Annotated in this window: 20 protein-coding genes, 5 tRNA genes, 2 rRNA genes, 1 pseudogene and 2 riboswitches (1 of these 30 cut by a window edge); of the genes and pseudogenes, 7 read left to right on the top strand and 21 right to left on the bottom strand. The window is 36.9% G+C overall.

The genetic code is table 11. The features are described 5' to 3' along the window. Positions 1–324: 324 nt before the first annotated feature. The gene (locus MHH69_RS17450; protein WP_169187918.1) at positions 325–1,893 is read left to right on the top strand and encodes an IS1182 family transposase; all 1,569 of its coding nucleotides are present in this window, start codon (positions 325–327) and stop codon (positions 1,891–1,893) included. A 118-nt stretch (positions 1,894–2,011) separates the two neighbouring features. On the opposite strand, the gene MHH69_RS17455 is transcribed toward MHH69_RS17450, so the two are convergent. Next, complete coding sequence (locus MHH69_RS17455) at positions 2,012–3,055, bottom strand: M14 family zinc carboxypeptidase (RefSeq protein WP_341362856.1); 1,044 nt, start codon at positions 3,053–3,055, stop codon at positions 2,012–2,014. A 124-nt stretch (positions 3,056–3,179) separates the two neighbouring features. Beyond that, on the bottom strand, positions 3,180–3,392 hold the full coding sequence (locus MHH69_RS17460; RefSeq protein ID WP_122973545.1) for a hypothetical protein: 213 nt from the start codon (positions 3,390–3,392) through the stop codon (positions 3,180–3,182). 249 nt (positions 3,393–3,641) lie between these two features. Next, positions 3,642–3,821: riboswitch (cobalamin riboswitch) on the bottom strand. Positions 3,822–4,016: 195 nt separating this feature from the next. Between MHH69_RS17460 and MHH69_RS17465 the strand changes: the two genes are divergently transcribed. Then, positions 4,017–4,340, top strand: coding sequence for a MazG nucleotide pyrophosphohydrolase domain-containing protein (locus MHH69_RS17465; RefSeq protein ID WP_122973544.1), 324 nt, complete (start codon positions 4,017–4,019; stop codon positions 4,338–4,340). A 62-nt stretch (positions 4,341–4,402) separates the two neighbouring features. On the opposite strand, the gene MHH69_RS17470 is transcribed toward MHH69_RS17465, so the two are convergent. Then, positions 4,403–4,948: an RBBP9/YdeN family alpha/beta hydrolase gene (locus MHH69_RS17470; RefSeq protein ID WP_122973543.1), complete on the bottom strand. Its 546-nt coding sequence runs from the start codon at positions 4,946–4,948 to the stop codon at positions 4,403–4,405. Positions 4,949–5,068: 120 nt separating this feature from the next. After that, positions 5,069–5,532, bottom strand: a pseudogene (locus tag MHH69_RS17475) (DUF523 domain-containing protein). Positions 5,533–5,703: 171 nt separating this feature from the next. On the opposite strand from MHH69_RS17475, the gene MHH69_RS17480 reads away from it, so the two are divergent. The 5 genes from MHH69_RS17480 to MHH69_RS17500 all read left to right on the top strand — a co-directional run bounded on the left by MHH69_RS17480 (position 5,704) and on the right by MHH69_RS17500 (position 11,048). Then, entirely contained in the window at positions 5,704–6,207 is a 504-nt protein-coding gene (locus MHH69_RS17480; RefSeq protein WP_122973542.1) for a DinB family protein, read from the top strand. Between the two features lie 428 nt (positions 6,208–6,635). Then, positions 6,636–6,722, top strand: a riboswitch (cyclic di-GMP riboswitch). 120 nt (positions 6,723–6,842) lie between these two features. Next, complete coding sequence (locus MHH69_RS17485; protein WP_122973541.1) at positions 6,843–7,202, top strand: hypothetical protein; 360 nt, start codon at positions 6,843–6,845, stop codon at positions 7,200–7,202. A 55-nt stretch (positions 7,203–7,257) separates the two neighbouring features. Next, the gene (locus MHH69_RS17490) at positions 7,258–7,968 is read left to right on the top strand and encodes a hypothetical protein (RefSeq protein WP_122973540.1); all 711 of its coding nucleotides are present in this window, start codon (positions 7,258–7,260) and stop codon (positions 7,966–7,968) included. A 49-nt stretch (positions 7,969–8,017) separates the two neighbouring features. Continuing rightward, positions 8,018–9,184, top strand: a complete 1,167-nt coding sequence (locus tag MHH69_RS17495) for a methyl-accepting chemotaxis protein (protein ID WP_122973539.1) — start codon at positions 8,018–8,020, stop codon at positions 9,182–9,184. Positions 9,185–9,404: 220 nt separating this feature from the next. Further along, positions 9,405–11,048 carry a pyridoxal phosphate-dependent decarboxylase family protein gene (locus MHH69_RS17500; protein WP_122973538.1) on the top strand — a complete coding sequence of 548 codons (1,644 nt, stop codon included), beginning with the start codon at positions 9,405–9,407 and terminating at the stop codon, positions 11,046–11,048. Between the two features lie 106 nt (positions 11,049–11,154). Here the strand turns inward: MHH69_RS17500 and MHH69_RS17505 are convergent, their stop codons facing one another. From MHH69_RS17505 to MHH69_RS17585, 17 genes are all read right to left on the bottom strand, one after another. After that, complete coding sequence (locus tag MHH69_RS17505; protein WP_174232716.1) at positions 11,155–11,331, bottom strand: hypothetical protein; 177 nt, start codon at positions 11,329–11,331, stop codon at positions 11,155–11,157. 175 nt (positions 11,332–11,506) lie between these two features. Beyond that, positions 11,507–12,223 carry a class I SAM-dependent methyltransferase gene (locus tag MHH69_RS17510; protein WP_341362857.1) on the bottom strand — a complete coding sequence of 239 codons (717 nt, stop codon included), beginning with the start codon at positions 12,221–12,223 and terminating at the stop codon, positions 11,507–11,509. Positions 12,224–13,110: 887 nt separating this feature from the next. Next, positions 13,111–14,916: a glutamine--fructose-6-phosphate transaminase (isomerizing) gene (gene glmS, locus MHH69_RS17515; RefSeq protein ID WP_122973535.1), complete on the bottom strand. Its 1,806-nt coding sequence runs from the start codon at positions 14,914–14,916 to the stop codon at positions 13,111–13,113. A gap of 514 nt (positions 14,917–15,430) precedes the next feature. Beyond that, positions 15,431–15,955, bottom strand: a complete 525-nt coding sequence (locus tag MHH69_RS17520) for a type 1 glutamine amidotransferase domain-containing protein (RefSeq protein ID WP_122973680.1) — start codon at positions 15,953–15,955, stop codon at positions 15,431–15,433. Between the two features lie 132 nt (positions 15,956–16,087). Beyond that, the gene (glmM, locus tag MHH69_RS17525) at positions 16,088–17,440 is read right to left on the bottom strand and encodes a phosphoglucosamine mutase (protein WP_122973679.1); all 1,353 of its coding nucleotides are present in this window, start codon (positions 17,438–17,440) and stop codon (positions 16,088–16,090) included. 108 nt (positions 17,441–17,548) lie between these two features. After that, complete coding sequence (locus tag MHH69_RS17530) at positions 17,549–18,670, bottom strand: CdaR family protein (RefSeq protein ID WP_122973678.1); 1,122 nt, start codon at positions 18,668–18,670, stop codon at positions 17,549–17,551. Then, positions 18,663–19,499, bottom strand: a complete 837-nt coding sequence (gene cdaA / locus MHH69_RS17535) for a diadenylate cyclase CdaA (protein ID WP_122973677.1) — start codon at positions 19,497–19,499, stop codon at positions 18,663–18,665. The genes MHH69_RS17530 and cdaA overlap by 8 nt, the downstream gene beginning before the upstream one ends. 310 nt (positions 19,500–19,809) lie before the next feature. Continuing rightward, entirely contained in the window at positions 19,810–20,421 is a 612-nt protein-coding gene (locus MHH69_RS17540; RefSeq protein ID WP_122973676.1) for an anti-sigma factor family protein, read from the bottom strand. A gap of 12 nt (positions 20,422–20,433) precedes the next feature. Then, positions 20,434–20,997 carry an RNA polymerase sigma factor SigW gene (sigW, locus tag MHH69_RS17545; protein ID WP_122973675.1) on the bottom strand — a complete coding sequence of 188 codons (564 nt, stop codon included), beginning with the start codon at positions 20,995–20,997 and terminating at the stop codon, positions 20,434–20,436. Positions 20,998–21,149: 152 nt separating this feature from the next. Continuing rightward, complete coding sequence (gene rocF, locus MHH69_RS17550) at positions 21,150–22,055, bottom strand: arginase (RefSeq protein WP_341362858.1); 906 nt, start codon at positions 22,053–22,055, stop codon at positions 21,150–21,152. Between the two features lie 231 nt (positions 22,056–22,286). After that, positions 22,287–22,361: transfer RNA gene (locus MHH69_RS17555), tRNA-Gln, on the bottom strand. A 3-nt stretch (positions 22,362–22,364) separates the two neighbouring features. Next, a tRNA-Tyr gene (locus MHH69_RS17560) sits at positions 22,365–22,448 on the bottom strand. Between the two features lie 13 nt (positions 22,449–22,461). Beyond that, positions 22,462–22,537: transfer RNA gene (locus tag MHH69_RS17565), tRNA-Val, on the bottom strand. Between the two features lie 38 nt (positions 22,538–22,575). Then, positions 22,576–22,650, bottom strand: a tRNA-Glu gene (locus tag MHH69_RS17570). A 153-nt stretch (positions 22,651–22,803) separates the two neighbouring features. Then, positions 22,804–22,878 (bottom strand) — tRNA-Asn (locus tag MHH69_RS17575). Between the two features lie 157 nt (positions 22,879–23,035). After that, positions 23,036–23,151, bottom strand: a 5S ribosomal RNA gene (rrf, locus tag MHH69_RS17580). Positions 23,152–23,211: 60 nt separating this feature from the next. Next, positions 23,212–25,025, bottom strand: a 23S ribosomal RNA gene (locus MHH69_RS17585) (it continues 1,106 nt past the right edge of the window).

Below are 25,025 nucleotides of genomic sequence, written 5' to 3' on the forward strand. Positions count from 1 at the left end.
CAGAAAATTAAGTCTTTATTAGTGTTATTTTTCAATTATTAAGGATTACAAGACTAGTAGACAAGAGATAATTTAGAATATTCCTTCTTTCCGTAGGTAAAATGGAACGTTGGCTAGAAAAAAGGTCTCACTATGTTCTTATTGATAAACCTTCTAACATAAAAAAGAAGAGGCTGGGACAAAACCCACCTCTGAAATGAAAAGCCGGTGAAATTTTACGATAAGTAAAATTTCACCGGCTTTGATTATTTTAAATAAAAAATAAGGACCACTTCTGATAAAATTAAGTCACCACAACAAAATTATACAGAAAGAAGGATCCTTATGTTTAAAGATTATAACATGAATCAACTCGTTTTGCCTTTAGATTTAGAAGTAAAATTACAAAATAATGATATTGCTTTCCATATCCATCATCTAGTTGAAAGTATCCCTCATGAAGCGTTCGAACCATTTCTACGAAATGAGGGGTGTCCTGCCTATCATCCACGTATGATGCTTAAAATTATCTTATGTGCCTATACACAATCTATCTTCTCAGGACGGAAAATTGAAGCCCTATTAAAAGACAGTATCCGAATGATGTGGCTAGCCCAAGGATATGAACCAAGCTACCGTACAATCAACCGATTCCGTATTCAACCAGAAGTGAAAGATTTAATTCGTCAATGTTTCGTTCAATTCCGTTGCCAATTGATTGAAGAAAAGCTTATTGATCAAGAAGCGATTTTTATCGATGGTACAAAAATTGAAGCAAATGCGAATAAATTTACGTTTGTTTGGAAGAAAACCATTGAAAAATATCACCAAAATTTAATTGAAAAGTCAAACCAGCTATACAATGAGCTACTAGAGAGTGAAATCATACCTGAAATTCAACGTGAAAGCGATAAACAGTTATCATTGGAAGAACTCGCTCAATTAGTTCAAAAAGTGGACGATGTCGTAACTGAATATGATAAACAAATTGAAACATCATCAGATGTTCTAGAACGAAAAGCCTTAAGAAATAAACGTAAATACCCGAAACAATTACGCAAGCAGTTGATTGATTTTGTCCTACGTAAACAAAAATACGAAAGAGACTTTGAAATCTTTGGTACACGCAATAGCTATTCTAAGACAGATTCAGATGCGACGTTTATGCGAATGAAAGATGATTATATGCAAAACGGACAATTAAAAGCTGGATATAATGTACAAATCGCAACGGAAGGTCAATATACGCTTGCCTATAGTATATATACAAATCCAACAGATACACGTACGTTAATTCCATTTCTAGATGAGATTGAGCAGCATTATTTTGAGTTACCAAAACACATTGTTGCAGATGCAGGTTACGGTAGTGAACAAAACTTTCATGATATCCTTTCGAATAGAAAACGAGAAGCACTTATTACGTATAGTATGTATTTGAAAGAACAAAAGAAAAAGTATAAACAAAACATATTTAATCCCGATAACTGGACGTATGATGAAGAAACCGATACATATACATGTCCTAATCAAAAACGTCTTGAATTTCAATATTATTCTGTCCGTAATGACCACACAGGCTTCCAACGGAAGCTCAAAATTTACGAGTGTGAAGACTGTTCGGGATGCCCATTCCGTTCATCGTGTACCAAAGCTAAAGAAGGCAACAATCGAAAATTAATGGTAAATGAAAAATGGGAACAGCAAAAAGAATATGTAAGAGCAAAGCTTTCAGAAGAGAAAACAAGTGCCATTTATCGAAGACGCAAAATCGATGTGGAACCAGTTTTTGGATTCTTGAAGGCTAATTTGCGTTTCACTCGATTTTCTGTACGAGGAAAATCGAAGGTAGAAAACGAAATGGGCCTCGCGTTAATGGCTGTGAATTTAAGAAAATTCACGGCCATTAACTAAAGAAAAAAAGAATTTACACACCAAAATAGAGAAAGGTGAATTTGAGTTTCCTCAAATTCACCTTTCTCACTATTTGAAGCTAGTTATGTCCCAGCCTCTTCGCTTATTCAATTCACAATTACTCTTCAGAAGGTCGTTGAGTTTGTGTATCTAATGTATCCCAGAAACTAATATCTGCATTTTCAATTGAACCGTCTGCGATCGCTCTAACAGTGGCATCCAACGTCGTGACCGTTTGTTTAATTAAATAACCATTACTTTTTTGACCGATTACTCGTGAAGGATCCTCATGGTCAGACATTCCGCGCATTTCAAATAACAGCGTCGCTATATCATATTGGACCGCTGCACCGTTACGGCCAATATTTTCGCCGCTACCACCATTATATTTGCCAATATGACCCCAACCCGTTGAATCAACAGCGTTGAATACGACTGCACCTAGTTTTTTGGATTTCTCTAACACTTCTGGTTTTACATTCGCGTTTGTCGGATAGAGCATTGAACCAGATACTAATTCTCCATCTCGTTCATATTCAGTACCTTGATGATGAAGGTCGATCATATAATCAATATCATACTTCTGTAGCACATTTTCGTGTAGTGCTTGTGTTTCAGGTTGTAATTTATCAACATGATCTCGATTCAAGTCAGTCCCCACTGCATTATAACGTGTTAAATGACGTCCGCCATCTGCCACGTAATCTTCAAGGGAAAAGTTTACATCACCCATTGCACCATCCGCATTTAACATCGGTACAATAAGAACATTTACATTTTCAAGAACACCCTTTGTTTTATTTGTACCAAGATGCTTAATAAACTCTAAAGCACCTTCAGTTGTTAATTGTTCATTTCCGTGCTGTTGAGTTAAAAATAGTACAGTTGGATTGCTTGGGTCAGTCATATATTTTGCTAAATAAATATCTCTATTTTTCACTGTTTGACCAATAACTTCAAGCTCCATTGCTTCTTGTTTTGCATCTTGGGTTTTCAAGTATTTTACCATTTCTTCGTAAGTATATAGATTAGAAGTTTGAATCGATTCGTTTCCATTATAGTTTGGTCCTTCACCGACAGCATAAACAGGCAACGCAGATGGTGCAACAGCTCCTAATGTCATCATTCCCGTTAACGATAGTGCAAACAATTTCTTTTTCATCTTAACCCCTCCACATTCAAAAGTCTGAATATTTATATTATTCATAAATTAATATAATCTATCATTACTTTGAATGTATATAGAGGAAAACTATCATTATTTATTACTAAATATAGTCCCTTTATCATAATTTACCATTTTCAATATTATCTTTGGTGCCCAATAACTCCTTCTTTACCTTTAAATAAGCATAATTAATTTCTTTATAATCATTTTGATGATCATCGATTAATTGGAGGAGAAAATCCTTTAACGTCTCTGTTTTCTCGCCGAGCATATTCTCCATAATATATACTTTAAATTGCTCTTCATAAAAAGCTATTGAATGTGATGGCATTTCTCCCACTCCCTTTCATACCATAAAACTTTCTTTCCTGTGAGTTCCACAAATATACTGGTAACCTACTACCGTACTAATAACATCCATCTGATAAGCCTCCTTTTTTACATAACCCAAATAAAAAAGCTACTCCTGAGTTCAGAAATAGCTTTGGACTTATCTATGCATACTTAAAAAGCGTAAAAAAACCGATTTTTTTTACGTTCAATTTCGCACAGAACACCACCTATTTCCACGTAGGTATTTGGTGTGTACTAGAATTAGGCAGGTCTCCTGACTTCTCATCAACACAAATCAACGCCTTCCCATTTACACAGTGGCATCTATTGATTTGCTCCGAATTCACAGTTGCGGGACAGTGTTGGATTTTCACCAAGCTTCCCTTTTAAGCTTATTCTCATAAGCACCTATTCTTACACGTTATGTAATTACTATATATTATACCTAAAAAACAAAAGGATTAAAATATTCAAACTATTGTTTTGAAAATGAGTACCTTCTCCATATAGCGTATGGATAATGTTGCAGGCGTTTAAATACTTGGCACTAACAGCCTTTTCCCATTATTCATGTTTTCTGATATGCTGAAAATATTGTGGTTATTGAAGGGGGTATTTAGTTATGAATGTGAATGAATTTCAAGAATGGGTTAAAGTCTATTATGAAAAAAGAGGATGGTCAGAGTTAGATATATTTATTCGAATCGGTTTTTTAGCTGAGGAGACGGGCGAAGTTGCACGGGCAATTCGAACACTTGAAATTGGAAGAGATCGACCTGATGAAAGTAATGGAACTTTAGAACGGCAAAAACAAGAATTAACCGAAGAACTCGGAGATGTATTAGGCAATCTTATTGTAATTGCTAACAAATACGATATTTCTTTAGAAGATGTTTTCCAGTCCCATCGTGATAAGTTAGATAAGCGGTATAAACTATTAAAATGACTATTTACATAATGAAACCTCTTTAGAAAGTTACATTCTAAAGAGGCGTTTTTTCCTTAGTATTAACCTAACCAGTTAGCCTTCACTAACTTCTCAACAACAGGCATATTAACGATTCCTTCTCCGGATGTAAAGTGTCCACCAATTGGTAATAAAATAAATGGACATTCCAACAAATTAGATAGTTCATATGTTAGTTTCCAATGAATAATTTGATCCGTTTTAGAAGAAATGACATAAGCATCCCCAATCAAATCTTTCCAACAACCTTCATCTAGGTTTTTGAAATAAGGTTGAAATTGTGGGAAATTTTCAACCTCCTCTACGAAACCAGAAACTAAAATGGCTCCTTTCACTTTTACATGATGTCGTTGTAAGTATCTTAAGAACGTAACACACCCTAAACTATGACATATAAAATAAGCATCTTCAGGGGTTGTAATTCCCCTTTCCAAATCAAAATCCCATTGCGTTACATTAGCTTCGGTAGGATCTGTGTATGGAATAATGTGAATATCAAAATCATCCTTAAATTTTTGTCCAATGTTAGATAGCCAATTTATTTCTGGCGAACCTCCATAACCATCGATTAAATATAATTTATTCATAGAATGATTCTCCTTTTAATTTAATAAAAAACACCCCTCCAGATAGGGATATATCCAAAGGAGTAATAGCGAAGAAATTTTAAAATGCTAATACTAGTAACGATTGCTAGAATATTGCTATTAAATTTCATCTTTTAATTTTTCTAACTCTAGTTCAGATATAACACTGATACCATTCGTTTTTAATAACGCTGTTGTTACACCCGCTCCGTTTATTTGTTCTCCAATAAACTTTCCGTTATTTATTTTTTGACTACCACATGATGGACTAAATACTTTCAACACTACATATGTAGCTTTCATTTCTTTTGCTATCTCAAGGGTTTTTCTAGCACCCTTCAAATATAATTCGGTGACGTCATTCCCAGAGCGTTCCATCACTTTTGCTTTTCCTGCCAAAACATCAAAACCTCACCGTTAATAATCTCAGCTGGTTCCCTAGGTGTTTCAAAACCTCCTAATAGCTCTGGACAAATAGGGATGGCCTTCTGATCATCGATTAATTTTTGAATTGTACTATCCGAACATGACGTACCATTGTACCTTACTGGGTTTCCAGCTAAACACGAACTAACTAATATCATCTTTTTCCCCACCCCATATAAAGACTTTATCGTATTATACTACAAAGTTATTTGTTTGAAATTTGATTGGTTAATCCAATAGATTAAGCATAAGTCTTTTTCCATTTTAAGGAGAATATAATGAAATTATAGATGCATAGAAGTGAAAACTACTATTTTAGGAGGAAGGTTATGTTCCAAACATTAGACCATTTTTTGAGATCTTGGGAGTTTGAAGCTGATGCTACACAAAGAATACTTAATCATTTAACGGATGAATCTCTTAAACAGGAAATAACATCACAAAATTGGACATTAGGCCGAATTGCTTGGCATACGGTTACTGCTATTCGTATTATTACTTCAAATACAAACTTAACGTTCGAAGCCCCTAATAATGACTATCCGGTTCCTATTTCAGCTAAATTTATAGCAGATAGTTATAAACAAGCTAATAGTGCATTCTTACAGGCATTAAAAAGTCATTGGACTGACCATACAATGAATGAAGTGATTAATTTTTTAGGTCAACAAATTCCCATCGGTTCACTGTTAATGTTTTTAATCCAACACCAAAGCCACCATCGAGGACAAATGACCGTTCTAATGAGACAAGCAGGATTAGTTGTTCCAGGCATTTATGGTCCGTCAAAAGAGGAATGGACAAAATATGGTATGGAAGCTCCACCGATGTAGTGCGATAGGATCTCCTTTTAGTTTTAAGCAAACGCAATTGAGAGTTATTTGCCATCTAGATAAGTAGATGGCCCATTTTACCTTTTAGTTTGATTAACCTCTTCATTCCTTCCCTATTAAATAATCCGTTTTTACATTTCTCACTTAAACTTCAGGATATTTACCTTATTTTAACCATTTGCACCTTACAAATTTGTATAGCCTTGCACATCATACAGTAAAATCTCTTGTTGTTTTTCTGTCGTTCTTCTATTAGTAGAAAAAATAACATTTATCTTTTCTTACGAAATTTACGAATTAATAGTATAAAGGACGCAGTATTATGAAAATTTACAAAAAGACAATAATACCAGTTCGACAAAAATTTTCAATTAATTTATAATGTAATAGTAATACAATGGAGTGTGATATTAGTGCTATTTCTTAAAAACTGAAAAAGGCAAACTTATCGAAAGGTAGGGACGCAAAGCTACGAGTCTAAAATCCTATTGGGTAAAGATAGTCGGGTTGCCAATCTTAATTAATACTTATTTGGCTATCCTTATCTATATTTAGGATAGTTTTTTATTGCACTTTTACGAAAGAAAATGTGCAAAAGTTAAGTAGTAGATTATAACAAAAAAGGAGTTTGTAAGATGATAGTGGTTGATAAAAAGAAATATAAAATGGCCATTAATGAAGTGGCGAAGGAAGTTCATGTGCAGGTAATCGGATTAATGAGAGAAGAAGATGCAGAAGGTTATATGGTCGATTTACAAGATACCATTAATAAAGTACCAAGACATGAATATACGTTTGTTGTCGATGGAACTCACCAAACACCTGTCCCTTCAAAGGTTGTTCCGCAATTAGAACAAACAATGCAATTTTATTCTAGCCTAGGATTTAAAAATGTCCTTGTAGTAAAACCTAAATCTAAAATTGCTCAAGTACAAATCCGAAATGCCCTTGAAAGAATCGATTTCACAGGTACGTTTATCGATAAAGTGCAATAATACGTTCCGATTGAAAGAAATTTTTTAAATTTTCAATTTGAAAGGAAGATCCTCAATGCAAACAACACAAGAGTTATATACATATGAAATTTTAACGAAGGAACAACCAGACTTAATTCAAAAAGCGGCTGAGTGTCTAGCTCGTACTTTCATCGGGGTAGATGTTTCAGGAAAATGGGTTCAAGAACCAATGGTAGGTCAATTAAATATAGCATATGACGATTTTTATAATTTTACAAAGGAATATTTAGACTCCACAGTTGAGCAAGGATATTGCGCAGTTGCTCAAGATATTCATCATAACGTTGTAGGTGTTCTAGCTGGAGATACAAATGCACCAGAAATTATCGGTGAAGATATTTTTGAAGGTTCTTTTTATGATATGAATGTCATTCTTCGTGTTCTTGAAGATGTGGATAAGCGTTTCATGGAAGATTATAAAAAACGGAACGGAAAAGATCTTGAAGATGGAGAGCTATTACACCTATTTATGTTAGGAGTAATCGCTGAACACGACCGTCATGAAATTATCCAGCAATTAGGAAATAGATTGATTGCAAAGGCAACAGCACAAGGGTTAAAGGGTGTTTTAGGTGAAGCGACAAACATGAAGTCGTTACGCGTAATGGAAAAATATCATAATATGAAAAAATATAAAGATTTACAAGGAAATTATATTGTTCATAAATATGAAGACAATAGCAAATTAAATGGTATTCCTGCAAATATAGCAGATGGAACATATATCATTATTCGAGAACTATAAAATATAATTGCTAATTCAACAATAATAGGAGTTAGGAGATTTGTTTATTATGGAAGCTATTTTGCTCGGTATAATTGTAATCTTATTGGGGGTATCGGTGTATTTTGCTTACAAATATTATTCGCTTAAACACACACCCCATGTTAATAAAGAAATTATCAATGCAATGAAAGAAGTCTCAGCAGGTAATGTCATCAACATTGATGACAAAAGTTCTAATCATCCTGTAATTAATCAACTAACGGAGTTTTTCAGTAATGTAAGGGAAAAATTCATTTCCTTTTCAAAGGATGTACAGGATAGAGGAGAAAATCTCGCAGAAATCGGTGAATATGCATCTGAGAAAGCGGATATTGTTCGAGCAGCAATTGATGAGGTAGGTAGAGGATTAGAAAAACAATTAATTGCTACGGAAGAAAGCGCCGCATCTATGGAAGAAATTTCACAAGCGATTGATGATCTATCCGTGCGATCAAATCAAATTTCGGAACAATCGAACGCTACATTGGAGTTAACTCAAGAAGGAAACGAGAAGCTAAAGGATTCCTTAGTAAAAATGGAACAGTTTAATCAAACTGTAAATACAACATTTGATGCCATTAATAAACTTGGAGAAAAATCTCGCGAAATCGGCCTTATTGTCAAAGTGATTACGGAAATTTCAGAACAAATTAATTTATTGGCATTAAATGCGGCAATAGAAGCTGCCCGTGCAGGTGAACATGGTAAAGGATTTGCAGTTGTTGCCGATGAGGTTCGAAAACTAGCAGAACAAACACGTCAGTCTTCTTCTGAAGTATCAAATATTGTAAAAAATATACAGGAAGAAACTGAAGTAGTCGTTAAGTCAATGAAACAGGGAACGGAAGAGTTTAAAGAGACAAATATGACGATTGTAGAAGTTGGAACCATGTTTGAAAAAATTCTATCTACTACAAAAATTATTGCTGAGAATAATGAAAATTCCTCTGCAAGTACAGAAGAATTATCTTCTGCTACTCAACAAATCATGGCAACAATTGTTGAAATAGCGTCTATCTCTCGAGAATCTGTTGAAATGTTTGAGGAACTAATCGAAATTAATGATGATGAATTGCATACGATGAAACAACTTGTTCAGGAAGCTCAAAATCTTATCGAGTTAAAAAATAATGTAAACAAATTACTATTTGCCTCGGATCATGTTGGTGAAACTGTAGAAGCTAAAGTGAGTTAATATATAAACTCAATATAGCAATATCAAGAGAATCACCTTGCTGACTTATATAAATAAAAGTGCTTCTCATAGGTTAATGCAACTTGTGGGAAGCTTTATTTTTATGCAAGGCAAAAACTAAAACAAACTACCTTTCCAACGCAAGGAGTTAATCGATTGGATTCTATGTTCCATGAAATATAACAACAACTTCTAGTATAAACAGCAAGGAGGTAACTACATGAAGGAAATACAAAAATTGTTCCCTAGTATGGATGGGAACGACTTTCAAAGAGAAGAATTATTATCCTACTTTAACACCGTTTTAACGAAAATTGATGAATTAAAAGATCCGAACAAACTAACGTTAGGTGAAATGCCTGAGTACACGGAAGATTACTATAATCGCGTCATTCAAAAAGCGGCAATTCCGAAATCCGGTGTGTCGATGGATAATGTCGTACAAGAGCTTCTAAAATTGGTGGAAGGACATCGGTTCGTCAATCGGAACTATGTAGCCAATGCAGCGCCACTTCCGACCATTGCGAGTATCATTGGAAATTTAGTAATGGTACTCGTTAATGGGAATAATCTATGGGATGTGGAGGGGCCAGCAGCGGCTACAGCAGAAGTCGAAGTAACTGCTATGTTATCTAAACTGGTTGGCTACGATGAAAACATGAGTGCAGGATATACAACTTGGGGAGGACAAGGGGCTGTCTTTAACTCTTTACGTCTTGCCATTGCCCGTTACGCACCATCTTCTAATCAAAAAGGTATACCGCAAAATCTTTATTGCTTCTGTTCTGAACTATCCCATTACAGTCTCTATAAATCTGTAGAGGCAACAGGGATTGGTGTAGAAAACATGATTCGAGTGACAGCCAATGCGGATCATTCTATGAATCTAGAAGATTTAAAAGAAAAAATCGAGCAGGTTATTGCAAAAGGCGGCGTTCCACTTTATATCCTTGCCACAATGGGAACGACGGATACATTTGGGATTGATGACATTGAAGGCATTAAGTATATAGCGGAAGAAATGGAACGTACATATAACATCGATCCAATTTATATCCATGCAGACTCTGCTATGGGGGGGATGTATACGTTCTTTAATCAGTACGATTTTGAAAGCAATCCCTTACAATTGGAAGATAAAGTGAATGAGGTTTTAACATCCTATCAACAGAAATTTAAACAGATTAAACTTGCAGATAGTATGGTCTTTGATTTCCATAAATTAGGGCAAACACCATATACAACGAGTCTATTTTTAATTAAAAATAGAGAAAATCTAAAATATGTTGATTTAGATGCAGAGGAAACGCCGTATGTTGGAAATCGAGGTTATGGTAGTTATCATACTGGCTATACGCTCGAATGCTCGCGAATGGGAAGTGCTTTGTCCATTTATGCTTCGTTATTAGCATTTGGAATCGAAGGCTATCAAGAACTTTTAGCCAACTATATTCGTGTTAATATTGCATTTAGAGAGACATTAACAAAAGAAATTTCCAATGTGGTGGTCACGAATGAGATTTCTCCGATTACAACATTTCGTTTTTATCCTGAGGAGAAAAAATGGAATGACGAATTGAACGGACTTTTAACCGTAGAAGAAATGATGGAAATTAATCAATTTAATGATGAGTTTGCAGAGATAATTGGTACCGACCGAGATACTATATTCTTTGGGAATACAAGGAAGCAGCGCCTTGTGAAAGCAAAAAACTCAAACAATCCGATATCCATATATGCGCACAAATTTTTTGCGATTTCTCCATATACAACCATCGAAGAGGTCGATCGTTATGTTGCATTTTTAAAAGAACACCTAGAAATTTTTCTGAAAACAAAACGTAGTATGTTAACAAAAATCTAACAAAATTAAGAATGATGCAAACGACTTTACTGTTACTTTAACCCCGTCCTAAAATTAGAACGGGGTTATGCTTGTCTACACTTTTCATTTATACGAAATTCTAGAATTAAATATTTTGAAAAAGTGAGATGGTTAGTATTAGTGTCGATAAGGAACCTGCAGACATTAAAGTTATTATTCTTCTTCCGTTCTTTTCTTTTGAAGATTTTGTAAGCTCCCGGGACACGGCAATCCATAAAACAATAGAAACGATAGCTACTATGGTAATAACATTTGTAGACATATTTGTTTCCTCCTTAAGTTATATTTTTTCCGAACCTGGATTAAAACCCTGTTACTTTATATACGAATTAGAAATATCAAAGTTTCATCATTGACCATTTTAAAGCAAATAAAAAAGAATCCTTTTGAAATCAAGATGGATTCCTCTCTTAATAAATTTTATAAAAACTCATTATTTATTTTACGCTGTGAAAAATAAACGATTTCGTTTCTGCAGATGCTTGCTGAAACTCCCAATCTCCATAGGCTTGAATTCGTGAAAAACCTACTTGTTGTAATGATTCATGGATGTTTTCTTGTGTTCGAAATTTTAATTGCATTTTTTCATGAACAACTATTTCACCTGTACGTGCAATTTTTACCGTTTCATAAAATGTAAAAACATCGTCTATGAACCCTTCATATTCTGTCCAAATTTCAAGTAATTCACCGCTCACCTGATCCGTTGCAACATCAGGTGTTTCATCTTTTTCCCACTCTTCCCACGCTTTTACTAATGGATTACGAGTGTCAAAAATAAAGTGTCCTCCCGATTTTAAAGCACGATGCACATCTGAAATGACGTTCTGCCAACTTTCCTCTGTAAGAAACACTTGTGCAACATTCGCTGTCATAATAACGACATCATATGCATTGGTTTCTAAATTCGTACTATCCCCAACAATCCAAGTCACTTTGTCTGAATTCTCTTTTCTTTTCGCATATTCAATCGCTTCTTCATTCGGGTCAATGGCTGTAATATGATAGCCTGCTTTCGCAAAATGAGTTGTCAATCTTCCAGTTCCACAACCTAAATCAGCTAATTTTTTCGCATTTATCTTTTTTAACAGAGCTAAAAAGAATTCGTCGTCTTTGCCCCATCTATTAATTTGGTCATACACTAATGGAATCATTAAGCAAGCTCCCCCTCTTCCTAACGAAAACAGAACATTCAGTTAAATAATTATTGCATGTTTGTTTTAATTCTTTATCTATGAAACAACCTTCCTTCGTCTATTTCACATTTGCTATTAAAAACATTCCATTAATAATGGTAATCTACTAGGGATAACTGTGCAATAGTATAGCTTTACAATTTTATTCCTAATTACTTTTCAATACTACCGATTTTGAATATAAAAAATCCGAAGGTCTGCCAGAAAAGTACCAGAAACCTTCGGAATGTAATTTTAATTTAAAAATCTATAATTATTCCCCTGCCAAAAAGTCCTTCCCCGCCTTCCCCCCTCTCTCACTCCCCTCAAATCCTTGCGGTTCTAAGCCCCACCCCTCTTTCCTCTTCTCTCCTCAACTCTTCCTTCTGCTTTATTGTTCTTCCCCAAAACCCCCATTTTCGACCTCTTTTTTCCGTTCTGGGTTGTATCGAATATTCGGACAATGTTAAAAAGTTCTTCCATAATGGAGGGAAGAATCAAGAGAAAAAATTGAAAAAACACGTTGAGAAATACACGAAAAAGAACTGAAACCCTACGGGTTTATACAGTGAGGAAAACAACAGAATAGACACAAGAGAAATTAAGAAAGGATGATTGAACCCTTATAGGTCAAGGGATTGAGGAGATATTGGACAAAACAAATAGACTGGATCACTAATGGACCCAGCCTCGAATTTTGATTGATTTTACAGTAGAAAAAATGTTACATACATATCGTTACGCCCGCTGCTCTCCCGCTTCCTTTGCCGTTTGGATACCAATAATTTAGCAGTAGGTACCGACTTTTTAGCATGGGGAAGAAGAATAAGACAGGGAGATAATAATTTTAAGGAAAGTCTACTATCTTATTCAACCGTTACAGATTTTGCTAGGTTACGAGGTTTATCTACGTCACAACGACGGTGTAATGCCGCGTAGTAGCTGATTAATTGTAATGGTACAACTGTTACAAGTGGAGTTAATAAGGAATGAACTTTTGGAATAACTAGGCGATCGCCTTCTTCCTCTAATCCTTCCATTGCAATGATACATGCATTGGCACCGCGCGCAACAACTTCTTTTACGTTACCACGAATGTTTAATGCTACTTGTTCTTGCGAAACAACCGCAAATACTGGTGTACCATCTTCGATTAATGCGATTGTACCGTGTTTTAATTCCCCACCAGCAAAACCTTCTGCTTGAATATAAGAGATTTCTTTCAGTTTTAACGCACCTTCCATACTTACATAGTAATCAAGGTTACGTCCGATAAAGAACGCATTGCGTGCGATTTTTAAATAATCTTCTGCAATTTGTTCTAACTCATTTTTAGAGTCAACAATTGTTTGAATAGCGTTAGCTGCAATCGCAAGCTCTTGTTTTAAGTCCATATCTAGTTCTCTACCAGCTACTTTACCAGCAACATAGGCTGCAACAGCTAATACTGCAACTTGTGCAACGTATGCTTTTGTGGAAGCAACGGCAATCTCAGGACCTGCATGTAATAATAACGTATAGTCCGCTTCACGAGAAAGCGTAGAACCAGGTACGTTTGTAATTGTTAATGCTGGGTAACCAAGTTCTTCTTTCACTCTTACAAGTACTTGACGACTATCCGCAGTTTCTCCAGATTGAGAAATGAAGATAAATAATGGTTTTTCAGATAAAAGTGGCATGTTGTAGCCAAATTCACTTGAAATATGAACTTCTACTGGAATACCAGCAATTTTTTCGAAATATTGTTTCCCGATTAAACCAGCATGGTAACTAGTTCCAGCTGCAATAATATATAAACGATCTGCTTGTTTTAAAGCTTCTAAAATATTATCATCGATTGTTAATTCACCATCAGCATTGCTATATGCTTGAATGATTTTACGAACAACACTTGGTTGCTCATCCATTTCTTTTAACATGTAGTGAGGGTACGTACCTTTTTCAATGTCGCTAGCATCTAGCTCTGCTTTGAACGGTTTACGTTCCACTGGACGACCTTCTAATGTTGAAATTTCTACTTTATCATGGTGAACTAATACAACTTCTTTGTCGCGAAGTTCGATGAATTGATCTGTTACTTGTAGCATCGCCATTGCATCAGATGCAACGACGTTAAAGCCATCACCAACACCAACTAATAATGGTGATTTATTTTTCGCTACATAAATTGTATCTTCGTCTTCTTGATCCAATAATGCTAAAGCATATGAACCATGTAACAATGATAATGTTTTACGGAATGCCTCTACAGTTGAAAGACCTTCACTTGCAAATAAATCAACAAGTTGAACGATGACTTCTGTATCTGTATCGGATTTCATTGTAATACCTTTTAAATATGCTTTTTGCAATAAATGATAATTTTCAATGACACCATTGTGTACTAATGTATATCGACCTGAAACACTTTGGTGAGGATGTGCATTTAATTGGTTCGGTACACCGTGAGTTGCCCAACGTGTATGACCAATACCGATTGTTGCATCTACATCATCGTCTACTGCTGTACGTAAATCAGCAATACGTCCTTTTTCTTTGAAAACTGTAATACCTTCTTCGTTACGAACCGCAATACCTGCAGAGTCATAACCGCGGTATTCTAACTTTTCTAATCCTTTTAATAAAATTTCCTTTGCGTCTAATTGACCATTATATCCTACGATTCCACACATTTTCTTTTTCCTCCGATTAAGCAATACCATTTAACTAAAAATGACAATGAAAAATACAAGTGCTTTTGAAGTAATAAAGGAATTCTGTCTAATTCCTTAACATACTAAAAAGCAATAAAAATAAAAAAACGATATTGCCTAGATTATTTGCCTTTTCGTTTCGCTGTCCAAAAAATTTCTTTTTTGTTTTAGAAACGAAATTAACAACCGGGCATGCGATCGGGAGGTATCCGCCGAAAATTCGATAATCCTCCACCTCGTCAACTAAGGATTGCAGTCCGTTCGATTTCCTTAGTTCAGGCGCTATTATTGTTTTCCTTATTACTTATAAAGCGCTTTTCCAATCCTCCTTTTGCGCTCGCTTGAAAAGTAAATTGAAAATTAATTATTTTTTCAAGCCTCTTCATCATACAGAATATGCTGTGATTCGTCAATCATCCACGCATATCTACTAGTTTCCTATTTTTTCATAAAAAAATTCCACTAGAGAATGCCTCTAGTGGAATTTTATTGATTATAATTCTTTTTCTTTTAATAAATTAACAATTTCGCGGTTAAAGGCTGGTAAATCCTTTGGTGTACGACTTGTCACAAGTTGTTTTTGGCAAACAAAAACTTCTTGGTCATGGAAGTTAGCACCCGCATTTTCTAAATCTACTTGAATGGATTTATAACCAGTAATATCTCGTCCTTCCAATGAACGAGCAGTAATTAAAAGCTGTGGACCATGGCAGATGGCAAAGACAGGCTTCATATCTGTCATAAATTTCTTCGCAAAGGCAACTACCCGATCATCATCTCGTAATAAATCTGGCGAGAAGCCCCCTGGAATAAATAATGCATCAAAATCATCTGCATTTACATCGTCGATTCCATAGTCGATTTCTACTCGAACTTCACCTTGTTTACCTCGGACCGCTTTGTTTCCAACTTTATCAATGGTTACTACGGTATGACCTGCTTCTTCTAATGCTTCCTTAGGACTTGTATATTCAATATCCTCAAACAAATCAGTAATTAATGTAGCTACTTTAGCCATTTTACACACACTCCTTTCAACTATACTATAGCCGATTTTTTGCACAAATAAACGAAAAAAGCCTCGGCCATAGAAAAAGCCAGTAAATCCACTGTTAAGAAATTTACAGCTTATCTACTGGCTATATTTATTTTAATCTGTTAATCCTAATTCTTCACGAACGACGTTTGCAATTCGGTTAACGTAGCTTTCACATTCTTCTTCTGTAGCTGCCTCAACCATTACACGTACAAGAGGCTCCGTACCCGAAGGACGAACTAAGACACGTCCATTTCCTCCCATTGCCGCTTCTACTTCGGCAATTACTTTTGCCACTTTTTCATTTTGAGTAACAGCATGTTTATCGACAACACGAACATTTACAAGCCGTTGTGGGAACACGGTCATTTCAGAAGCCAGTTCAGATAAACGTTTATCCGTTGCTTTCATAATGTTAACAAGTTGAATCGCAGTTAATAAGCCATCACCAGTTGTATTATAATCTAGGAACACGATGTGTCCAGATTGTTCTCCACCTAGGTTATAATCATTTGCTCGCATTTCTTCTACAACATAGCGATCTCCTACCGCTGTTTTCACACTTGACATTCCGTTTTCCCCAAGTGCTTTGTAGAAGCCTAAATTACTCATGACAGTTGACACTACTGTATTTTTCTTTAAGCGACCTTTACTGTTTAAATATTTACCGATGATGAACATAATTTGGTCACCATCAACAATTTGACCTTTTTCGTCTACAGCGATTAAACGGTCGCCATCTCCATCGAATGCTAGTCCAACATCTGCACCTCGTTCAAGTACTAATGTGGCTAGTTTTTCAGGGTGAGTTGAACCTACACCTTCGTTAATGTTTAAGCCATCCGGCGAAGAACCCATCGTAGAGATATCAGCTTCTAAATCCGCAAATAAATGAGTTGCTAGTTGAGAAGTAGCTCCATGGGCACAATCAAGTGCAACATGTAAACCTAGGAAATCTTCATCCACAGTTTGTTTTAAATATGAAAGATACTTTTGACCACCTTCGAAGTAATCACTTACTGTACCTAAATCGCCTCCGATAGGGCGTGGTAATGTATCTTCTTCCATATCAAGTATGTTTTCTATTTCAGCTTCTTGTGCATCTGTTAATTTAAAGCCGTCAGGTCCGAAAAATTTAATACCGTTATCAGCAACTGGATTATGAGAAGCGGAAATCATTACACCTGCAGCTGCGTTCATTACACGTGTTAAATAAGCTACACCTGGTGTACTAATAACACCTAGTCGCATTACTTCTACCCCAATGGATAGTAGACCTGCAACTAATGCTCCTTCTAACATATGCCCTGATATGCGTGTATCTCGTCCAATAATTACTTTTGGACGCTCTGTTGCATGTTTAGTTAATACGTAACCTCCAACACGACCTAGCTTAAACGCTAGTTCAGGCGTCAACTCTGAATTGGCGACACCACGCACGCCATCAGTACCGAAATATTTTCCCATTACTTTTTCTCTCCTTCAATGCTAGACATTCTATGCTTCAAAATTGAGATCTTATATGATTTATATCTCTGCAATGAATGATCTATAATTGTTTTCATTTCACACTACTTATTCTGTTGTATTACCTTCATCAGATGGTGTTTCTTCTGGAGTTTGATTAGTATCTGTTTCACCAGTATTTGTATCTTCATCATTTGATTCACTAGTATTTGTATCACTAGTGTTTGTTTCCCCCGAAGCAGGTAGTTCTTCTTCTGGTTGGTCAGGAGTTTCTTCCTCGGGTTCTGTCGTTGTTTTTGTTACGTTAGCTTGTACCTCTATGGATTTAGCCGAAAGTTTCGTTGCACCCTTTGGTAAAACTAAATCCACATCATAAACACCAGACTCTGTAATTTCTGATACGTCAAATTCTACTTCTAATTGGGTTAATGGGTCAATCATTGTTTTTGGACCAAACACTTCAATTGTTTTTATTTTTGACGATAAACTGTTAATGGTGACACCTTCCATAGGTGTTCCTGTCTGTCGAACAACGATTGGTATTTCACGACTATAAGCTCTTACATTCACCTTTACATTAACAGTGGTGGGCTCAATAATGACATCTAGTTTATTCAAGCTACTATCCAACACTTTAACATCTGCTTCTTGTTCAAAGGAAGCATTTATACCTTCTTCTGCATTAATAGTAGCTTTAACATAACTGATACTGTCAATAATACTTTTAGCACCTGTAACAAGTACTGTACTTGGTTCAACACTCATATCCGTTAGCTCATAACCTTCTGCGATAAGACCACTATTAAGTTCCGGGTCTACACTTACTTCTTTCGTGACTTTTTCCTCAATTACAATATCTACTACTTTTGGGTCGATGGTAACATCAAGTTTCTCCGATAAATTTTCATGTTGAATTGTAACTGTATGTTCACCAATTAACAACGAATTTAAGTCCACAAACACTTTAAAGTCTTTTCGTAATTTTGCTTCAAGGACAAGTTGTCTTGGTCCCTCAATCTTTACATCAACGGTCTCTGGAAGTCCTGACACAATTAAGTTTTCCGAATCGTAATAGGCTTCAAGGGGAACGTCCGTAATAATATCCATTTCGGGATTTATACCTGTAGATTGTCCACTATCAAGTTGAGCCTTCGCATAAAAGAACAGCAAAATAGCAAGTATAAGGGCTACAACTCTTAGAGCCCAGTGACTATCAAATAATTTATCCATTCTTTCTTCCCCCCCAAGTCCACTTAGAGGTTATTTCTGAATCCTGTTGAGGGCCAAACCACATTTTCCTTAGCTGAGCTTCAAATTCCTCAATTGTTAAATTACGATATAAGTTTCCATTCCGAGTGAGGCTAACTGCCCCTGTTTCTTCTGATACGACAATTGTGATCGCATCCGTTACTTCACTTAAACCAACTGCAGCACGGTGCCTTGTACCTAGTTCTTTTGATATAAACGTACTTTCTGACAATGGTAAATAACATGCAGCTGCGATAATTTTATCTTTTTGTATAATAACAGCTCCGTCATGTAACGGTGTATTTGGAATAAAAATATTAATTAATAGTTCTGAAGTAATTTCAGCATTTAACTTAATACCGGTTTCAATATATTCTGTTAAACCTGTTTCATTCTCTATAGAAATAAGCGCTCCGATTCGTCGTTTAGCCATATAGCTAACCGATTTTTTCATCGCTTCAATTAAACGTGTTTGTTCATCTTCTAATTGACTCGTTGAACGTTGAAATATTTTCCCCCTACCTAGTTGTTCTAACGCTCTTCGAATTTCAGGTGTAAAGATAATGATAATCGCTAAAAATCCCCAATCGATTACTTCTTGTAGTAACCATCCGAGGGTATCAAGGCCAAAAATAACAGTAGCAAATCTGGCGATAATGATAACAAAAATTCCCTTTAATAACTGAACAGCTTTCGTTCCTTTAATGAGGGTTAACAATTTATAAATTACGTACCATACTAATAGTACGTCCAAAAAACTAAACACAATATTTACAGGCGTAATGTCTGTAAACTGCTCAATAATCTGCACGTGGCATCCCCCACTTTTTCTTGCTATTTCATGTATATCAATGACGTCACGAAGTTATTACGTTATTACGTGAGTATAGAATATTTATTAAAATATACCTATTTTTTATTTTTATAAAAAAATAAAAAGGACTAGAGAGAATTTTTCTTATTAAAAAATTGGAATTCTGCTCAAAATGAGCCATGAAATCATTAAAAACAGTATATCATATTTTCCCCTTATAAAGCTTTCATCAAGAAAAAAGTCTACTCCAATGAGCAGACTTTAACATATTTATTTACTTATATAAAATAATCCATTCATTTAATTATTATTTTTCAAATAAAGCCATGAAATCATTTGCCGTATCTTTTATTTCATACCATAGCCATTCAAATACTTGATCAATTTCTTCAATTTGACCGGTAACGACCGAAGTAGAAGCCATATATTGTCCGTTTATAACCGTCACATTTCCTTTTACTTCTCCTTCGATGACAATATCACCATTTTTCACAACGATGTCACCTTCAACAACTTCACCTTCTGGGACAATAACTGTTTGCCCATCTACAATTAAATTCGGTTTGGCAGTGAATGAAAATTCATCAGTAGGATAACTACTTAATAAAGTAGCACTCATGAACAAGAAGAATACAGCAGCTGCAACAATAATCGGATGTTGTCTAAACCATCTTTGTACGCCAACCCGATTTTTATGTTTCGGCAAACGCTTCATTACCATTTCCTCAAAATGTGGAGGTGCTGTAATATGCGCTGCACTCTTAACAAAAGCAATCGTGTCACTTAACTCGTGCATATGTTGTTGACAGTCAGAGCACACTTGCAAATGTTTTTTTAGCTGTTGTTCATGTTCACGACTGATGTCGCCATCTAAGTATTCGTGCATATAGTCAACAATGTATTGTGGACACGTACTCATGCTTTACCCCTCCTACAGATTGTTTAATTGCTTTCTTAAAGCTTCGCGCCCTCGATGAATTCTTGTTTTAACTGTTCCTAAAGGCATATCTAGAATTTCACTTATTTCTTGCAGCGACAACTCTTCTATATATTTTAATACGATTACCGATCGATATTTATCAGGTAATCTGCTGATTTCATATTGTATTCGATCTTGTAATTCCATTTTTTCTACCGTTTCATCCGGCAATTGGTCAGATGCAGGAACATGTGAATACATATCAAGTCCGTCCGTTCCTGGAACTTCTGCATCTAAATAATAATCTGGCTTCTTCTTTCTAATTCTATCAATACAAAGATTTGTTGCAATACGGTATAACCATGTTGAAAATTTTCTTTTTTGATCGAATGTATGAAGATTTATGTATGCCCTAACAAACGCTTCTTGCGCAATATCTTCCGCTTCTTGTTTGTTCCCAAGCATACGATAACATATTTGATATAACTTGTGCTGGTAGAGGCTCACAACATCTGAAAATGCGTTTTGATCACCTTTTAGCACTTGCTTTATTCTTTTGTTCACTAACGCATCCATTTGTGTATTCCCTCTCCACCTTTTAGGCTTATTATTATTTACGTCTATCCACCGAAAAAGTTTCATGACATTTAATATTATATCAAAATTTTTTATGCCTTAAAATGACTTATTTGGTATTATTATCCTCAATACTGGGCAAAAATACTTCCTTATACTAGTTTTTCACCAAATAGTGACCCCATTAAAGCAACGGCTACATCTGCCGTTTTATTTCGTTCATCTAAAATAGGATTTACTTCTACAAACTCTGCTGATGTAATAAATCCTTCTTCCTCTAACATCTCCATTGCGAGATGACTTTCCCGATATGTAATTCCTCCCGGTACAGGTGTACCTACACCTGGTGTATATAAAGGATCAATTCCGTCTAAATCAAGTGATAAATGGACTCCGTCAACTTGACGCCCTTTTAAATAGGAAATCGTATCTTCAATTACTTTCGTCATACCTAGACGATCGATCTCATGCATTGAATAAACTTTAATTCCTAATTTTTTTATTAGCTCTCGTTCCCCTGGATCAACAGACCGTGCACCTATAATAACAATATTTTCAGGCTTGATTTTCGGTGCAAATCCCCCAATTTCAACTAACCGATTATCTCCCAATCCTAAACTAACCGCCAAAGGCATTCCATGGATATTACCTGATGGAGAAGTTTCTGGTGTATTAATATCCGCATGGGCATCATACCATATTACTCCCAAGTTTTTATACTTTGTAGCTAAACCAGCTAATGTTCCAATAGCTATACTGTGATCTCCACCTAAAACTAATGGAAATCTCCCATTATCTATTACTTCTTGTACTTTAACGGATAGTTTTGTACATACCTCAATTACTTCTTTTAAATTTTTTAGATTAGTTCCTAGTTGGGATGGGACTGTCCCCTTTTTAATTAATATATCGCCCTCATCCTTTATTTCATAACCGAGATTTTCTAATCTTTCTACAACATCAGCATAACGAATTGCACTTGGCCCCATATCTACCCCACGGCGTAATTGTCCATAATCTGATGGTACCCCTATAATGGAAACTTCACTTTTTCTCATATCTATCCCCCCTGTTGAATTCCTTATATTTTATATTGAATATTAAAATGGCTCAACTCGACAAAATATTGAATATTTATTCAGTTAATATTATTCAGTTATTTTTAGAAGGATCGATTCTATAACCATATAAATTTTTAAAGGCATAAAAAAATCCCCTACTCGTTTGAGTAAAGGATTGGGATTAGAATTAATATTATGACGTTATTTCATTTTATGTATATTAAAAAATGGCTGGGGTACCAGGATTCGAACCTGGGCATGACGGAATCAAAATCCGTTGCCTTACCGCTTGGCTATACCCCAAAATGGTGGAGGGGGACGGATTCGAACCGCCGAACCCGAAGGAGCGGATTTACAGTCCGCCGCGTTTAGCCACTTCGCTACCCCTCCAAATTAACACTTATGGTGGAGGATGACGGGCTCGAACCGCCGACCCCCTGCTTGTAAGGCAGGTGCTCTCCCAGCTGAGCTAATCCTCCATAATTAGAAGTGATAATTTTTTATTTCTTAATTTATTTGGTGACCCGTACGAGATTCGAACTCGTGTTACCGCCGTGAAAGGGCGGTGTCTTAACCACTTGACCAACGGGCCTTTACAATTCTTAAACAAGACAAGATTTATAATACCACTATTAATTAGTAAATGCAACTATTTTTAAAAGTTTTTGTTAAAAATTTATGTCTATCTATTTTCTAGTAAATAATCCAAAAATACTTTTAGTAAAAATTTTTTGCAAAAAAAAAATGGCTCCGAAGGTAGGACTCGAACCTACGACCAACCGGTTAACAGCCGGTTGCTCTACCACTGAGCTACTTCGGAACGATCATAAATACCATTTTACATATATTTATTATTATACTGATATCAGTAAAATATACAAGTTATTTATTGAATTTCCATACAAAATGGAAAGGTCAAAAATGTTTACAACGAAATAAAAAAGCCACTACCGACTGAATCAGCAATGACTTTTTGAGCCTAGCAACGTCCTACTCTCACAGGGGGAAGCCCCCAACTACCATCGGCGCTAAAGAGCTTAACTTCCGTGTTCGGTATGGGAACGGGTGTGACCTCTTTGCCATCATCACTAGACTATTTAGTTGAGAGCTTGTTCTCTCAAAACTGGATAAAGACATTGAATGCATTCAAGATTTGGTTAAGTCCTCGATCGATTAGTATTCGTCAGCTCCATGTGTCACCACACTTCCACCTCGAACCTATCTACCTCATCGTCTTTGAGGGATCTTACTTACTTGCGTAATGGGAAATCTCATCTTGAGGGGGGCTTCATGCTTAGATGCTTTCAGCACTTATCCCGTCCACACATAGCTACCCAGCGATGCCTTTGGCAAGACAACTGGTACACCAGCGGTGTGTCCATCCCGGTCCTCTCGTACTAAGGACAGCTCCTCTCAAATTTCCTACGCCCACGACGGATAGGGACCGAACTGTCTCACGACGTTCTGAACCCAGCTCGCGTACCGCTTTAATGGGCGAACAGCCCAACCCTTGGGACCGACTACAGCCCCAGGATGCGATGAGCCGACATCGAGGTGCCAAACCTCCCCGTCGATGTGGACTCTTGGGGGAGATAAGCCTGTTATCCCCGGGGTAGCTTTTATCCGTTGAGCGATGGCCCTTCCATGCGGAACCACCGGATCACTAAGCCCGTCTTTCGACCCTGCTCGACTTGTAGGTCTCGCAGTCAAGCTCCCTTGTGCCTTTACACTCTACGAATGATTTCCAACCATTCTGAGGGAACCTTTGGGCGCCTCCGTTACCTTTTAGGAGGCGACCGCCCCAGTCAAACTGTCCACCTGACACTGTCTCCTACCCCGCTAAGGGGTATGGGTTAGAATTTCAACACAACCAGGGTAGTATCCCACCGACGCCTCCCTCGAAGCTGGCGCTCCGAGTTCTCTGGCTCCTACCTATCCTGTACAAGTTGTGCCAAAATTCAATATCAGGCTACAGTAAAGCTCCACGGGGTCTTTCCGTCCTGTCGCGGGTAACCTGCATCTTCACAGGTACTATAATTTCACCGAGTCTCTCGTTGAGACAGTGCCCAGATCGTTACGCCTTTCGTGCGGGTCGGAACTTACCCGACAAGGAATTTCGCTACCTTAGGACCGTTATAGTTACGGCCGCCGTTTACTGGGGCTTCAATTCAGAGCTTCGCTAATGCTAACCCCTCCTCTTAACCTTCCAGCACCGGGCAGGCGTCAGCCCCTATACGTCACCTTACGGTTTTGCAGAGACCTGTGTTTTTGCTAAACAGTCGCCTGGGCCTATTCACTGCGGCTCTCTCACGAGAGCACCCCTTCTCCCGAAGTTACGGGGTCATTTTGCCGAGTTCCTTAACGAGAGTTCTCTCGCACACCTTAGGATTCTCTCCTCGACTACCTGTGTCGGTTTGCGGTACGGGCACCTCCCGCCTCGCTAGAGGCTTTTCTTGGCAGCGTGAAATCAGGTACTTCGCTCATAAGAGCTCCCCATCACAGCTTGGCGTATTAGGAAGCGGATTTGCCTACTTCCACGCCTTACTGCTTGGGCGCGCATATCCAACAGCGCGCTTACCTTATCCTACTGCGTCCCCCCATTACTCAAACGGCGGGGAGGTGGTACAGGAATATCAACCTGTTGTCCATCGTCTACGCCTATCGGCCTCGACTTAGGTCCCGACTAACCCTGAGCGGACGAGCCTTCCTCAGGAAACCTTAGTCATACGGTGGATGGGATTCTCACCCATCTTTCGCTACTCATACCGGCATTCTCACTTCTAAGCGCTCCACCAGTCCTTCCGGTCTGACTTCAACGCCCTTAGAACGCTCTCCTACCACGGACATCAAAGATGTCCATCCACAGCTTCGGTGAATCGTTTAGCCCCGATACATTTTCGGCGCAGCGTCACTCGACCAGTGAGCTATTACGCACTCTTTAAATGATGGCTGCTTCTAAGCCAACAT

It is taken from the genome of Ureibacillus sp. FSL E2-3493, from assembly GCF_038077515.1.
GTDB lineage: Bacteria > Bacillota > Bacilli > Bacillales_A > Planococcaceae > Ureibacillus > Ureibacillus halotolerans.

What these genes read in the sequence shown, in the direction of transcription:
- sigW (WP_122973675.1), bottom strand. Translation starts at nt 20,997, where the DNA reads ATGGATGCGTTAGTGAACAAAAGAATAAAGCAAGTGCTAAAAGGTGAT.
- MHH69_RS17455 (WP_341362856.1), bottom strand. Translation starts at nt 3,055, where the DNA reads ATGAAAAAGAAATTGTTTGCACTATCGTTAACGGGAATGATGACATTA.
- MHH69_RS17465 (WP_122973544.1), top strand. Translation starts at nt 4,017, where the DNA reads ATGAATGTGAATGAATTTCAAGAATGGGTTAAAGTCTATTATGAAAAA.
- MHH69_RS17505 (WP_174232716.1), bottom strand. Translation starts at nt 11,331, where the DNA reads ATGTCTACAAATGTTATTACCATAGTAGCTATCGTTTCTATTGTTTTA.
- rocF (WP_341362858.1), bottom strand. Translation starts at nt 22,055, where the DNA reads ATGAGAAAAAGTGAAGTTTCCATTATAGGGGTACCATCAGATTATGGA.
- MHH69_RS17530 (WP_122973678.1), bottom strand. Translation starts at nt 18,670, where the DNA reads ATGGATAAATTATTTGATAGTCACTGGGCTCTAAGAGTTGTAGCCCTT.
- MHH69_RS17490 (WP_122973540.1), top strand. Translation starts at nt 7,258, where the DNA reads ATGCAAACAACACAAGAGTTATATACATATGAAATTTTAACGAAGGAA.
- MHH69_RS17480 (WP_122973542.1), top strand. Translation starts at nt 5,704, where the DNA reads ATGTTCCAAACATTAGACCATTTTTTGAGATCTTGGGAGTTTGAAGCT.
- MHH69_RS17540 (WP_122973676.1), bottom strand. Translation starts at nt 20,421, where the DNA reads ATGAGTACGTGTCCACAATACATTGTTGACTATATGCACGAATACTTA.
- glmS (WP_122973535.1), bottom strand. Translation starts at nt 14,916, where the DNA reads ATGTGTGGAATCGTAGGATATAATGGTCAATTAGACGCAAAGGAAATT.
- MHH69_RS17485 (WP_122973541.1), top strand. Translation starts at nt 6,843, where the DNA reads ATGATAGTGGTTGATAAAAAGAAATATAAAATGGCCATTAATGAAGTG.
- glmM (WP_122973679.1), bottom strand. Translation starts at nt 17,440, where the DNA reads ATGGGAAAATATTTCGGTACTGATGGCGTGCGTGGTGTCGCCAATTCA.
- MHH69_RS17495 (WP_122973539.1), top strand. Translation starts at nt 8,018, where the DNA reads ATGGAAGCTATTTTGCTCGGTATAATTGTAATCTTATTGGGGGTATCG.
- MHH69_RS17470 (WP_122973543.1), bottom strand. Translation starts at nt 4,948, where the DNA reads ATGAATAAATTATATTTAATCGATGGTTATGGAGGTTCGCCAGAAATA.
- MHH69_RS17510 (WP_341362857.1), bottom strand. Translation starts at nt 12,223, where the DNA reads ATGATTCCATTAGTGTATGACCAAATTAATAGATGGGGCAAAGACGAC.
- MHH69_RS17450 (WP_169187918.1), top strand. Translation starts at nt 325, where the DNA reads ATGTTTAAAGATTATAACATGAATCAACTCGTTTTGCCTTTAGATTTA.
- MHH69_RS17520 (WP_122973680.1), bottom strand. Translation starts at nt 15,955, where the DNA reads ATGGCTAAAGTAGCTACATTAATTACTGATTTGTTTGAGGATATTGAA.
- MHH69_RS17460 (WP_122973545.1), bottom strand. Translation starts at nt 3,392, where the DNA reads ATGCCATCACATTCAATAGCTTTTTATGAAGAGCAATTTAAAGTATAT.
- MHH69_RS17500 (WP_122973538.1), top strand. Translation starts at nt 9,405, where the DNA reads ATGAAGGAAATACAAAAATTGTTCCCTAGTATGGATGGGAACGACTTT.